Annotated in this window: 8 protein-coding genes and 1 pseudogene; 5 read left to right on the top strand and 4 right to left on the bottom strand. The window is 61.0% G+C overall.

All coding sequences use genetic code 11. The features are described from left to right. Positions 1 to 54 precede the first annotated feature (54 nt). Positions 55 to 882, bottom strand: coding sequence for an ammonia-dependent NAD(+) synthetase (gene nadE, locus IFT57_RS03365; RefSeq protein WP_192150496.1), 828 nt, complete (start codon positions 880 to 882; stop codon positions 55 to 57). Positions 883 to 968: 86 nt separating this feature from the next. Then, entirely contained in the window at positions 969 to 1,310 is a 342-nt protein-coding gene (gene copM / locus IFT57_RS03360) for a CopM family metallochaperone (protein WP_122797468.1), read from the bottom strand. A gap of 318 nt (positions 1,311 to 1,628) precedes the next feature. Between copM and IFT57_RS03355 the strand changes: the two genes are divergently transcribed. The 5 genes and pseudogenes from IFT57_RS03355 to IFT57_RS03335 all read left to right on the top strand — a co-directional run bounded on the left by IFT57_RS03355 (position 1,629) and on the right by IFT57_RS03335 (position 5,076). After that, entirely contained in the window at positions 1,629 to 1,979 is a 351-nt protein-coding gene (locus tag IFT57_RS03355) for a metalloregulator ArsR/SmtB family transcription factor (protein ID WP_192150494.1), read from the top strand. 22 nt (positions 1,980 to 2,001) lie between these two features. Further along, on the top strand, positions 2,002 to 3,291 hold the full coding sequence (locus IFT57_RS03350; protein ID WP_192150492.1) for an arsenic transporter: 1,290 nt from the start codon (positions 2,002 to 2,004) through the stop codon (positions 3,289 to 3,291). A gap of 9 nt (positions 3,292 to 3,300) precedes the next feature. Beyond that, positions 3,301 to 3,771, top strand: a complete 471-nt coding sequence (locus tag IFT57_RS03345) for an arsenate reductase ArsC (RefSeq protein ID WP_192150490.1) — start codon at positions 3,301 to 3,303, stop codon at positions 3,769 to 3,771. Next, positions 3,771 to 4,505 carry an arsenical resistance protein ArsH gene (arsH, locus tag IFT57_RS03340; RefSeq protein ID WP_192150488.1) on the top strand — a complete coding sequence of 245 codons (735 nt, stop codon included), beginning with the start codon at positions 3,771 to 3,773 and terminating at the stop codon, positions 4,503 to 4,505. The genes IFT57_RS03345 and arsH overlap by 1 nt, the downstream gene beginning before the upstream one ends. Positions 4,506 to 4,524: 19 nt before the next feature. Then, a pseudogene (locus IFT57_RS03335) lies at positions 4,525 to 5,076 on the top strand (arsinothricin resistance N-acetyltransferase ArsN1 family B). Between the two features lie 215 nt (positions 5,077 to 5,291). Here the strand turns inward: IFT57_RS03335 and IFT57_RS03330 are convergent. Then, positions 5,292 to 8,177, bottom strand: a complete 2,886-nt coding sequence (locus IFT57_RS03330) for a ribonucleoside-diphosphate reductase subunit alpha (protein ID WP_122797220.1) — start codon at positions 8,175 to 8,177, stop codon at positions 5,292 to 5,294. 534 nt (positions 8,178 to 8,711) lie between these two features. Continuing rightward, positions 8,712 to 13,148 carry a SpvB/TcaC N-terminal domain-containing protein gene (locus tag IFT57_RS03325; RefSeq protein WP_192150483.1) on the bottom strand — a complete coding sequence of 1,479 codons (4,437 nt, stop codon included), beginning with the start codon at positions 13,146 to 13,148 and terminating at the stop codon, positions 8,712 to 8,714. Between the last annotated feature and the right edge of the window lie 44 nt (positions 13,149 to 13,192).

Raw genomic sequence — 13,192 nt, 5'->3', positions numbered from 1 at the left:
TGTGGGTTGATCTCCCTGACCTGCTCAGATGATCAACCGCACATTGAAGGGAAATCAAGGCGAAAACGGCAGCACACGTTTGTGATGCGTCTGGTCGTACGCCTTGACGATAATCGCGTAGGCTTCGTCGCCCACCGGCTCGCCGTGCAGGAACGCATCGATCTGCTGGTAGCTCACGCCATGGGCGTCTTCGTCCGGCTTGCCGGGCCGCAGTTCTTCGAGGTCGGCCGTTGGCACTTTCATCACCAGATTGTCCGGTGCCCCGAGGCGGCGAGCGATGGCGCGCACCTGGTTTTTCACCAGCCCGCTGAGCGGCGCGAGGTCGCACGCCCCGTCACCGAATTTGGTGAAGAAGCCCATGACGGCCTCGGCGGCGTGGTCGGTGCCGATCACCAGGCCATTGTTGGCATTGGCAATGGTGTACTGCGCGACCATGCGGATCCGCGCCTTGACGTTGCCCATGACGAAGTCGCGGCGAGCGTCGCTCAGCTCATGCAGCTGGGTAGTCTGCTGAGCCAGGCCCTGCACGGCACTGGCGATGTTGACGGTTTCTTCGACATCCGCCTTGATGAAGCGCAACGAGGCGGCGGCGTCGTCCTCGTCGTGCTGGACGTTGTAGGGCAGGCGCACTGCGATGAATCGGTAGTCGGTTTCACCCGTGCCCTCGCGCAGTTCTTCGATGGCCAGCTGTGCCAGGCGTCCGGCCGTGAGCGAATCGACCCCGCCGCTGATGCCCAGCACCAGGACCTTCAAGCCGGCCGTGGTCAGGCACTGCTTGATGAACGCCTTGCGGCGTTCTATTTCCTGGTCGATGGCGTGGTCGTCGGCGAACGGGGGGACCACGGCCAGGGCGGCGGCGATCTCGCTTTGGCGGTTGCTCATGGGCGGACTCCTTGAAGGTGGGGTTCGAGCGGGGAGGATTGAAAGCTTACATCGAAATGGCCGGCGCTACCGGCCGAGCTTTCGAATCACTTCTTATGCTTCTTGACCCATGTCTCCATCTGATCGATTTCCGCCTGCTGGGCCTTGATGATGTTCTCGGCCAGCTTGCGCATTTCCGCATCCTTGCCGTATTTCAACTCGATCTTGGCCATGTCCAGTGCGGCCTTGTGGTGGGCCAGCATGCCTTTGGCGAACGCCACGTCGGCGTCGGTTTCCATGCCGCCTTCGTGCATGGATTTCTGCATGGTCTCCATGCTCATCATGTATTCGTGCTGCATCGGCGTCATCTCGCTGTTGCTGTGCGACATTTCGGCGGCAAAGGCTGGGGCGGCCATACAGGCCAGAAGCAAGGCGGCAATGGTTTTCATGGTGGTGACCATCCGGAAGTGGGTTCGATGGGTTGACGGGTAACCGTTGGGAAGGTTCCGCCTACGGTGTTTCGGGATGTGCGAACAGCGTCCAGGCGCCGAGCACAAAAAAGCCCGCTTCACGTTACCGTGAGGCGGGCTTCAGGGTCTAGCGGTCGTAGGCTGACGAATTCTATTCTCGTCGTAACCGTGCCTCTGCAATGACCGGCGATCGCTGAAGCCTGAATCATCAAGTCTTGGCACTGGGCAGTTGTGCAAGCGCGCAGAGTGTGTTCATATCTGTATATTCGGTTATCCACATATTAAGGTTGATTGCTTATGAACCTTCCACCACACACCTTTTTCAAGTGCCTCGGGGACGAAACCCGCGCTCGGATCATGCTCATGCTTTCGGCTGAGGGTGAGCTGTGCGTGTGCGAGTTGATCTGGGCACTGGAGGACAACCAGTCCAAGGTTTCGAGGCACCTGGCCCAGCTGCGTGCCTGCGGATTACTCGCGGATCGCAGGCAGGGTCAGTGGGTTTACTACCGCCTGCATCCCGAACTTGAACAGTGGGCGCTGGATGTTCTGACCGTCACTACACAGGCCCACCAGTCCTGGGTTAACGACCATCAAGGGCGGCTGGCTTCCATGGAAGACAGACCCGTGCGCCAAGCCTCCTGCTGCTGACCTCCTGATCTGGAACACACCCATGCTCATCGCTGCGTCGATTTTCGTAGTTACGCTCGTGCTCGTTATCTGGCAACCAAGGGGCTTAGGCGTCGGCTGGAGCGCAGCAGCGGGTGCCGTTCTGGCATTGTTGACCGGCGTGGTGAGCCTGGGGGATGTGCCGGTTGTATGGCACATCGTCTGGAACGCTACCGCGACCTTCATTGCCGTGATCATCATCAGTTTGCTGCTCGATGAAGCGGGGTTCTTCAAATGGGCGGCGCTACATGTGGCTCGTTGGGGTCAGGGCAAAGGTGGACGCCTGTTTGCGCTGATGATCCTGCTCGGTGCAGCCGTTTCGGCACTGTTCGCCAATGATGGAGCCGCACTGATTCTGACCCCGATCGTCATCGCGATGCTGACGGCGCTGCGCTTTAGTCCAGCATCGACTTTAGCGTTCGTGATGGCCGCAGGCTTTATCGCGGATACCGCCAGTCTGCCCATGGTGGTGTCCAATCTGGTCAACATCGTTTCGGCAGACTTTTTTGGCGTGGGTTTCGGTAAGTATGCATCGGTGATGTGGCCAGTAAACCTGGTAGCGGTGGCCGCGACGCTGTTCATGCTCTGGATGTTCTATCGCAAGGATATTCCCGCCCAATACGACGTGGATCAGCTTGAGGTTCCAGAGTCGGTGATTCGTGATCGGTCGACCTTCATTGCTGGCTGGTGGGTACTTGGCCTGCTGCTGGTTGGTCTGTTCGCACTGGAGCCGTTAGGTATCCCCATCAGCGCCGTTGCTGCTGCGTGTGCGATGATCCTGCTGGTCATTGCAGGTAAAGGCCACATCATCTCCACGAGAAAGGTCATCAAGCACGCGCCTTGGCAAATTGTCGTGTTTTCGCTGGGCATGTATCTCGTGGTCTATGGCCTGCGTAATGCCGGCCTAACCGACTCGCTCTCGGGGCTGCTGAACATATTTGCCGAGCATGGCCTATGGGCCGCTACCTTGGGCACCGGTATCACCGCTGCGCTGTTGTCCTCGATCATGAACAACATGCCGAGTGTGCTTATCGGCGCTCTGTCCATTCAGGGCAGCGACGCTACGGGACTGGTACGTGAGGCCATGATCTACGCCAACGTCATCGGTTGCGATCTCGGCCCCAAGATCACGCCAATCGGAAGCCTGGCCACGTTGCTGTGGCTGCATGTGCTGGCGCAGAAGAATATCCGCATTACCTGGGGCTACTACTTCAAAGTCGGCAGCATCCTCACCCTTCCTATCTTGCTTGTAACGCTGGTGGCACTGGCGTTGCGGCTGAGCACCCCTGTCTAGGAGAAACTCATGAAAGTGCTATTTATGTGTACGGCAAACAGCTGCCGGAGCGTTCTCTCGGAGGGGGTGTTCAACCACTTGGCCCCGAGCGGTTTTACTGCCGTCAGTTCGGGCAGCTTCCCGAGCGGACAGCTGAATCTGCGTGCCGTTAGCACGCTGCAAGCGCTCGGTATCGGCACAACAGATCTCTACAGCAAAGGCTCAGAGGTTTTTTCGGACTCACCACCGGATGTGGTGATCACCGTGTGTGATAAGGCTGGAGGCGAACCATGCCCGGTCTATTTTGGGCCTGCTGTCAAAAGCCGCTGGGGTCTTGCCGATCCTTCCGATGTTGAAGGAACAGACAGCGAAATCCAGGCCGCATTTGACGCAACCGTCGTCCAGATTAAAAGGCGTTTCGAGGCATTCTTCAGTCTGGATCATTCGACGCTTACACCGCAGGAACTGAAGCGCGAACTAGATCGAATAGGTGAACTGTAATGGACGAATTCTCCTCGGAAAGCAGTCTAGATCTACCTAACCTGGATCAGTCGCTAATCGACGTCGCCACACTGGATCGCCTGCAAGGCAACGAGCAACAGACGCACAAGCCACGCATCTTGTTGCTGTATGGCTCAACCCGTGAGCGCTCTTTCAGCAGGCTACTGACCCAAGAGGCCGCGCGCATCCTGACTCTAATGGGAGCCGAGGCCTTCATCTTTGATCCCTCGGGCTTGCCTCTCCCTGATGACGCTCCGGAAGACCATCCAAAGGTTAAAGAGTTGCGGGATCTGGTTCTGTGGTCAGAGGGACAGGTATGGTGTTCGCCAGAGCGTCACGGTGCAATGTCTGCTGTATTCAAAGCCCAGATCGACTGGATTCCTCTCACGATGGGCGCTGTCCGGCCTAGCCAGGGCAAGACGCTCGCCGTCATGCAGGTCTGCGGGGGATCACAGTCCTTCAACACGGTAAACCAGTTGCGGATCCTCGGGCGCTGGATGCGGATGATCACCATCCCAAACCAGTCTTCAGTACCCAAGGCCTTCCTGGAGTTCGACGACGTAGGGCGTATGAAGCCATCTGCCTATTACGACCGTGTTGTGGACGTGATGGAGGAACTGGTGAAGTTCACGCTGATGGTTCGGGGCCGGGAAACGTATCTGGTAGATCGCTACTCGGAGCGCAAGGAAAGCGCCGAGGCACTCTCGAAACGAGTCAATCAAAGATCGATTTGAGCCACCAAGGGGATAAAGGATGAGCAACACTATTGTAAGGATTGCGCAGGTTTCGGACGCTCAAGCCATCCAAGCAATCTACGCACCGATGGTTGAGAGTACTGCGATTTCGTTCGAGATTGAGCCTCCTTCAGTCGAAGAAATGGCCATGCGAATTGAGTCGACTTTGCCGACTTACCCGTACTTGGTTGCGGTGCGAGACGGCTAGGTCATCGGCTATGCATATGCCAGTCAGCACCGTGCTCGTGAAGCCTATCGCTGGTCGGTCGACGTCACCCTTTATATATCGCCAGAAGCGCACCGTAGCGGTGTCGGTCGGGCACTGTATGACGTGTTGCTGCCGACATTGAAGAGGCAAGGTTTTCACGCAGCTTATGCCGGGATTGCTCTGCCCAATGGTAGCAGCGTAGGGCTGCACGAAGCCTTTGGCTTCGCTCACATCGGCACGTATCCAGAAGTAGGGTTCAAGCATGGCGCCTGGCATGACGTCGGGTATTGGCGAATTGCGCTGGATGTGAGGAGTCCCCCCAAACCGCTCGTGTCTTTCACTAAGAGCAGTCCGAAACACTAAATGGGCGCACTTCCTGATCGACCAGCACGGTCATCGGAAAGTCGTCTAATTCAGTGAAAGATCTGATGGGGAAAGTGAGCAATGTATACGATCCCGACCTATGAGCTAGATAGGGCGGCAAGTATAGAGAGGGTGTACGAGAAGTGGACTCTCCAACCCCTTGTATCTAGTGGGGTTGGAGATTTAGCTAAGTATACGTTTAAAACTTATGAACCCTACTGACAGGCTTCGCAATCCGGCTCGTCAATAGCACACGCCTTGGGCACCGGCGCCGGGCCTGCTGGCGCGGCCTGCATCGGGGCGCTGTTGCCGCCGCTCGACACTGCATTGAGGTTGCTGGTGCTGATGGTCGACTTCTCGGTGCTGGTCGCGGCCAGGGCACGGAGGTAGTAGGTGGTCTTCAGGCCACGGTACCAGGCCATGCGGTAGGTCACGTCGAGCTTCTTGCCCGAAGCGCCGGCGATGTACAGGTTCAGCGACTGGGCCTGGTCGATCCACTTCTGGCGACGGCTGGCTGCATCGACGATCCACTTGGTGTCCACTTCGAACGCGGTCGCATAGAGGTCTTTCAATTCCTGCGGGATGCGCTCGATCTGCTGCACCGAACCATCGTAGTACTTCAGGTCGTTGATCATGACCGAGTCCCACAGGCCGCGCGCTTTCAGGTCGCGAACCAGGTAGGGGTTGATCACGGTGAATTCGCCCGACAGGTTCGATTTCACGTACAGGTTCTGGTAGGTCGGTTCGATCGACTGCGATACGCCGGTGATGTTGGCGATGGTCGCGGTCGGCGCGATGGCCATGATGTTCGAGTTGCGAATGCCTTTCTGCACGCGGGCACGGACCGGCGCCCAGTCCAGCGATTCGTTGAGGTCGACATCGATGTACTTCTGGCCACGGGCCTCGATCAGGATCTGTTGCGAATCCAGCGGCAGGATGCCCTTGGACCACAGCGAGCCCTGGAACGTCTCGTAGGCGCCACGCTCGTCGGCGAGGTCGCAGGACGCCTGGATGGCGTAGTAGCTGACTGCTTCCATCGACTTGTCGGCGAACTCAACGGCGGCATCGGAACCGTACGGGATGTGCTGTTTGTACAGCGCATCCTGGAAGCCCATGATGCCCAGGCCGACCGGGCGGTGCTTGAAGTTGGAGTTGCGCGCCTGCGGCACCGAGTAGTAGTTGATGTCGATCACGTTGTCGAGCATGCGCACGGCGGTGTTGATGGTGCGCTCGAGCTTGGCGGTGTCCAGCTTGCCGTCGGCAATGTGGTTCGGCAGGTTGATCGAGCCCAGGTTGCAGACTGCGATTTCATCCTTGTTGGTGTTCAGGGTGATCTCGGTGCACAGGTTCGAACTGTGGACCACGCCCACGTGCTGCTGCGGCGAGCGCAGGTTGCACGGGTCCTTGAAGGTCAGCCATGGGTGACCGGTTTCGAACAGCATCGAGAGCATCTTGCGCCACAGGTCTTTGGCCTGGACGGTCTTGAACACCTTGATCTTGTTGTACTCGGTCAGCGCTTCGTAGTACTCGTAGCGCTCCTCGAAGGCCTTGCCGGTCAGGTCGTGCAGGTCCGGCACTTCGTTGGGCGAGAACAGGGTCCACTTGCCGTCGTCGAAGACGCGCTTCATGAACAGGTCGGGAATCCAGTTGGCGGTGTTCATGTCGTGGGTACGACGACGGTCATCACCGGTGTTCTTGCGCAGCTCGATGAATTCTTCGATGTCCAGGTGCCAGGTTTCCAGGTACGCACAGACCGCGCCCTTGCGCTTGCCGCCCTGGTTCACTGCCACGGCGGTGTCGTTGACTACCTTCAGGAAAGGTACGACGCCCTGGGATTTACCGTTGGTGCCCTTGATGTACGAGCCCAGCGCGCGCACGGGCGTCCAGTCGTTGCCCAGGCCGCCGGCGAATTTGGACAGCATGGCGTTGTCGTGGATCGCGCCGTAGATGCCCGACAGGTCGTCCGGTACGGTGGTCAGGTAGCAGCTCGACAGCTGCGGACGCAAGGTGCCGGCGTTGAACAGGGTCGGGGTCGAGGCCATGTAGTCGAACGACGACAACAGGTTGTAGAACTCGATCGCACGGTCTTCCTTGTTCTTCTCTTCGATCGCCAGGCCCATGGCCACACGCATGAAGAAGATCTGCGGCAGTTCGAAACGCACGCCATCCTTGTGGATGAAGTAACGGTCGTACAGGGTCTGCAGGCCCAGGTAGGTGAATTGCTGGTCGCGCTCGTGGTTGATCGCCCGGCCCAGTTTTTCCAGGTCGAAGGTGGCCAGCACGGGGTTCAGCAGTTCGAACTCGATACCCTTGGCGATGTAGGAAGGCAGCGCTTTGGCGTACAGGTCGACCATCTCGTGGTGAGTGGCGCTTTCGGCCACTTCCAGAAAGCTCAGGCCTTCGGCGCGCAGGGTGTCCATCAGCAGGCGGGCGGTGACGAACGAGTAGTTCGGCTCGCGCTCGACCAGGGTACGCGAGGTCATCACCAGAGCGGTGTTGACGTCGGTGAGGGCCACGCCGTCGTACAGGTTCTTCAGGGTTTCTTTCTGGATCAGGCCGCCGTCGACTTCGGCCAGGCCTTCGCACGCTTCGTTGATGATGGTGTTCAGGCGACCCATATCCAGCGGCGCCAGGCTGCCGTCGGCCTTGGTGATGCGGATGCTGGGGTGCGCTTCGACCGGTGCATCGGCGGGCGTACGGGTGGCGCGCTCCTTGGAGCGCTCGTTGCGGTAGATCACGTAGTCGCGCGCGACCTTCTGCTCGCCAGCGCGCATCAGGGCCAGTTCGACCTGGTCCTGGATCTCTTCGATGTGGATGGTGCCACCCGATGGCATGCGCCGCTTGAAGGTGGCGGTGACCTGTTCGGTCAGGCGCGCGACGGTGTCGTGGATGCGCGACGAGGCGGCGGCGTTGCCGCCTTCAACTGCAAGGAACGCCTTGGTGATGGCCACGGTGATCTTGTCGTCGGTATAGCCGACCACGGTACCGTTGCGCTTGATCACGCGCAGTTGGCCTGGAGCGGTCGCGGCCAGATCCAGATTGGCATCGGTGGCCTGCGGCGCCTTGGCCGGCGAGTTCTCGCGAGTTGTGTCGGTTTGCATGGGGTGAGTATCTCCACGTTCAAAAATTCGAGCGGACGCCAATCATTGGGTCCGTCACCAAAGAGCTGTCAGCGGAAGGCCGAGGCCTTCAACGCTTGGATGTAGGAAAGAGCTGGAAATGCTGCCGTCCGCAGGCAGCGGTAGGCGGGGAATTCTTTAGTGCAAAACAAGGAAAAAGCACACTGCAGGGGCTTGAGTTCAGGCTTTGACTTATGCTTGGATTTTTTCGGCCAAACCCTACATGTAGTGGTTTTGCGCGCCGGGGATACAAGATAATGCGGTCTGGGGGTCATTGCAAGGTGCCAGACTGTGGATAACATGTGGGTATTGTGTGGGTGACGGCGCCAGCCCGCGCCGTGTCTGGACTGGAGACAAATGACCGTTTGTCCCCAGACTTTTGCTGAACGTCGCCACAGGCCCAGTAGACAACTGACGCTCACCGGGCTTGGCGAGCGACGCTATCGCTTCCTGGCTCGACAGGTTGGCGACATGCCTCCCTGCGAGCAGTGTCCGCCGGGCTAGCGGCGGCAGGTATCAAGCGCTGGCAGCGCGCATCGCCAACACCTCCTCGGCCGTGTCGTTCTCGTCCTCGCTGACCCCGTACCACGGCGTGTAGCGCTGGCGGCGCAACCAGCCCGCTGCGGTCCAGGTTTCCGTCGGCCGTCCCAACGCGTCATAGCACTGCAGGTCATGGTAGCTGTGCTCGGCATCGCGATGGCTGGCGTCGTCGATATAGCGATCACTGTTGGCGAAGTACGGCCGGTACAGGCGAATCACCTGTCCCTTGGTGTCGTACTCCACGCGCTGGCTGACCCGCCAGCGCGGATCGGCATGGGCATCGTCGGCCAGCAGCATGCCGTCATCGTCCACCTGGTGAGCCATGCCGGGCTCGACCCGCTGCTTGCTTTGCAGGTTGCGCCCGAAGCCGTCGAAACTCTCGATGCTCATGCGTACCTGGCGCTCGGGGTCGCCGGGGTAGCGATCGGCCTGGAACACGGCCACGCGCACCGGCTGGCGAGGATAGCTGGCCAGTGGCGCCAGGGTCTCGGCGACCGCGTCGGCCAGCAGGCCCTGCTGCCATCCCTGGCGAGCGGAGGCACGCAACTGCCCACTCAGGGTGACGCGACCGGCCATTACCTGCTCGCCCAGCGCGTAGCTGTCAGTCACACCAACGGCGGGCAGCTCGCCCATCCAGGTATCGCTTTCATGGATATAGGCCATGGCCCAGTCGCCCAGGCCGGCGGCGTTGTCGGCAATCGCTTCGGCAATGCTGCCGGCCATGGTCTGGCCCTGCAACGGTGCAAAGCCCACCGGCTCGCCCATCTCGGTGCCGAAGAAGCTGCTCAGCGACAGGCGTCCGAAGGCGTCATAGCTGGCTTGCTGGCGATTGTCGTTGGGGTCGACCACGTCCACTGGCTGCAAGTGCCGGTAGTCGTACAGCGCCTGGGTGGTGCAGCCATCGGCGGCAATCACCTTCACCGGCAGCAATTGGTAGGCATCGTATTGCACCCGTGTTTCACCCACCGCCGGGCTCTGCCGATAGGCCTGGACCTTGTAGAACGCCTGGGCATCACCGTAGGTGGCATACCCCTGGCGCACCGACCACAGCACGCGGTCCGGCTCTTCTGGCAGAAACGCCGGCATGGGTTGATAACCCAGTTCCACCAGCTTGGCGTCCAGCGCCTGCGGTTCCAATACCTCTGCATAGGCTTGCAGCGCCGCGTCGTCCAGCTCGGCCGCCTCGGCGAAGTCGGGCAGGGCGACGAAGCTGGCGTTGCCGTCGCTGCACCCTTGGTAACGTTGCATACTCAAGGCGGTCAGGGTCCGGGGCGCCGTATTGCCCAGCAAACCATCGTCACGCAGCAGCGCTTCGTAGCTGAGCTGGGCCAGTGTCACGTCGGCCTTGGGCAGCGACCAGGCATTGCCACGCGCTCGGTAGGGCAGGTGCAAACGCCAGTACTGCGGGTCATCGGCCAAGTGAATGGCTTGAGCGCGGCTTTCGCTGAAGTAATAGCGATGCTGGGCCGGGTCGAATGCGTCTCGCCACCAGGTCCGCTCGTGTTCATCGCTGTAGGGTGGGGTGTCGATCTCGTGCTTGCGCCGGGCATAGGCGATGCTGACTGCGTGGGTCACTGCGCCGAACGCATCGGCGCGCAATTGCACGGCGTGGCTGCATTGCGGGTCGTCGGCGATACGCTCGTACTGATAGCTCAGGGTTTCCAGCGTCATGGGCAGCAGGGTGGCGTAACGCTGCTGGGCGCTGCGCGGCTGCAGCAGGCGCAGGGCAGGGCGCTGTACCTGCACCGAATAGGGCACCGCCGCGCAGGCTTGACCATCCAGGCCGAACACTTCGGTGCGCAGCACCTGACCGCTGAGCGCCCGGGCCATGTCATGGCGCAAGGCTTCGTCCCGCTCCGTGACGATGTTGTCATTACCGGTCTGGGCGTCGTGGCGCAGCAGCAGGATCGGGCCCAGCGTTCTCGCCTGCGGGTCATGCTCGGCGATGCCACGCAGGACTTCGTCCACTGCTCGGCCAGTGTGGTACCAAGTCTTGGTCAGCAGGGTTGGCGAGGTCGACTCGGCACTGGCCGACGCAGCTTCGGAGTCCGTGGCGATCACCAGGCCGAAACCACGCATCTCGCGCTCGCGGCCATCGTAATGGCCGCGGCGATACTGCACGCGCTGGCTCAAGGTATTGCCGGTGATCTCGTCGTGCTGGGTTTGGCACACGACTACGTGTACCGCAAACGGCAGCTCGGCAACCGGCGCGAATCCTGCGGCCAGTTGTTCGGCTTTTTCATCCAGCCATTCCTGTGCCGAACTGCGGTAGCGGGCCTGGGTGTCGGCGCCCATGTTGTTGTTCGAACCCACCAGCAGGTAGGGCTTGCGGCCCGAGGTGAAATCCAGCCGCCAATGCTGCCCCGGCAGGTGCGGCACGCTGATCACCAGGCTCGAACAGCCCAGCCCTTGCAGGTCGGCGACACTGACAAGCCAGGTGTTGTCGTAACGCAGGCCCTGGGGCCAGGCCTGCAGTACCGGTTCGGCGAAGCCGTTGCCGCTCTGGTTCAGGAACACCTGCGCATGCTCGCTGCTCAGGTAGATCAGGTCCGCGGCGCCGGAGCCATCCAGGTCGGCCAGGCGTACCCGCGACGCATCGAACTCACCGAAGGCAAACGGCAGGCTGGCCATCTTGAAGCTTTTGCCGAACATGCCGCGGCCCAGGTTGGGCCAGCAGCGCAGCTCGTCGTGACGAATACGGATCAAGTGTTGCTGACCGCTGCCCAATACGTCGCTGAACGCCACCAACTCATGCTGGCTGTTGCTGGCCAATGGCAGCGCGTCGTCGGCGTGGGCAACGTCACGGGGCAGGGCAAAGCCTTTGTCGCGGGCGCTGGGGTACAGCCGCACGCTGCGGCTGCCGATCATCGCGAAGTCGCGCAAGCCATCGCCAACGAGGTCGGCCATCTGCCCTTCGGCATTGAAGAACTCCAATGGAAAGGCATCGAACGGATGGAAATTGGACCAGGCCCGATCGTTGCCCAAGGTGAAGAAGCCGCTGTAGCCAGGCTGGGCGACGATCCAGTCCAGGCGGCCGTCGCCTGTCAGGTCACTGAGGAACTGGCGCGCGGGTTTGCGCGCATCGGCTACCGGTTGCTTGGGCAGTTGTTGCCACGCTGCGTAGACCACGGCATCGGGGTCTTGCTGGGCGGGGTCGCGTACCGGTTCCCGGTAGAGCCAGCTGTTGTCCTGGCGGTAAAGCACGCCAGGCAGGCCCTCGCCGTAGAGGTCGACCAGCTGATAGGCCTGGCCATCATCGAGGCCCTGCATCGGCTCGAACTCGCGGTAACGGGCGTCTTCGAAGCTGAAGTGCTCGTAGCGAAATTCCAGCGGCGGCTGCTCGACCATCTCGGTGCTTTCACAGGCCTGAGCGATGGCGGCCGTGAGCAGGCTGTAGCCGTGACACTGGCGATATTCCAGCCACAAGCGGTTGACCAGCACGGGCGCGCCGCCCAGTTCGTCGAACCGATGGAACATCAGCACCTGATGGCATCGGCGCAATGTGCGCAGTTCGAAACCGTAGGCGAAGTTGGCAATGGGGTCGGGCCGCAGCGGCCAAGGCTGGCTGGCGGCATAGGTGGGGACGCTGCCTTGCTCGAAGGCGCGTTCGCCATAGTCCAGCACCAGATCGAAATGCCAATGCTCTGGCAGGCTGTTTTCATCCCACAGGTAAAGCGCTGCATGGGCACTGAGGTTGCCGTAACGCACGCGGCTCAAGTAGCGCTGGGCGCTGTGATCGCGTTCATCGTCTTCGGGAAGGCCGATACCGTCTTCGGCGCGGTACTCGTAGAGGATGTGATCGCCGCTGGGTGTTACCGACTCTTCCAGCAGCCATTCGCCGACCTGCTGCGGCGCGTGGGCTGGGAAGACGCGTGCACGGGCACGTTTGCCATAAAGATGCAGACCGCCATCGCCGCCATGCACCAGCCAGAAGCCGGCGTCGGCATCGTCCAGCTGCCAGCGTTCGATACGCGCGAAGCTGCCTTCGACCCTGGGGAAGTGACGAGTCACTCGATAACTGGCCCCCAGCGCCTGGCCACGAAAGGTATGGACGGTGGTGCTGACGATGGCGCCCTGGGCATTGCGCTCGGGCAGCAGGACATCGCCGCCCGGGCCGACCATCTCGTCGTCGGCGGTGTACGCCGGCACGCCTTTTTGCGTGCGCCGGGCGATGCTCTCGCGGCTCAGGCCCCAGCCCATGCCGCAGGGGCCGTTACCGGCGCCGCTGCTGTAGCTCAGGCCCAGTTGTGGGGTGGCGCCGCGTCCTGCTGACAGCGGCAGCGCGATGCTGAACGAAGCAGCGCCGCTGGCGCCCACCGAGCCCCAGCCCTTGCCGATGCTCTGGATGGCGCCGCCACCCTTGGGAAGTGAAGGCGTGTTGATCGCCAGTGGGGTGTCGTGGTGTGTATTCATGAGTAGGTATCACTGAAAATGGCACAGAGACCGGGCGCCAGGCC

Source organism: Pseudomonas sp. CFBP 13719 (genome assembly GCF_014842095.1).
In the GTDB taxonomy this organism is placed as follows: Bacteria; Pseudomonadota; Gammaproteobacteria; order Pseudomonadales; family Pseudomonadaceae; genus Aquipseudomonas.
This window is presented reverse-complemented; position numbering and strand designations above follow the sequence as displayed.

Coding starts and splice junctions, on each gene's coding strand:
- copM (WP_122797468.1), bottom strand. CDS start 1,310: ATGAAAACCATTGCCGCCTTGCTTCTGGCCTGTATGGCCGCCCCAGCC.
- IFT57_RS03345 (WP_192150490.1), top strand. CDS start 3,301: ATGAAAGTGCTATTTATGTGTACGGCAAACAGCTGCCGGAGCGTTCTC.
- IFT57_RS03325 (WP_192150483.1), bottom strand. CDS start 13,148: ATGAATACACACCACGACACCCCACTGGCGATCAACACGCCTTCACTT.
- nadE (WP_192150496.1), bottom strand. CDS start 882: ATGAGCAACCGCCAAAGCGAGATCGCCGCCGCCCTGGCCGTGGTCCCC.
- IFT57_RS03355 (WP_192150494.1), top strand. CDS start 1,629: ATGAACCTTCCACCACACACCTTTTTCAAGTGCCTCGGGGACGAAACC.
- IFT57_RS03330 (WP_122797220.1), bottom strand. CDS start 8,177: ATGCAAACCGACACAACTCGCGAGAACTCGCCGGCCAAGGCGCCGCAG.
- IFT57_RS03350 (WP_192150492.1), top strand. CDS start 2,002: ATGCTCATCGCTGCGTCGATTTTCGTAGTTACGCTCGTGCTCGTTATC.
- arsH (WP_192150488.1), top strand. CDS start 3,771: ATGGACGAATTCTCCTCGGAAAGCAGTCTAGATCTACCTAACCTGGAT.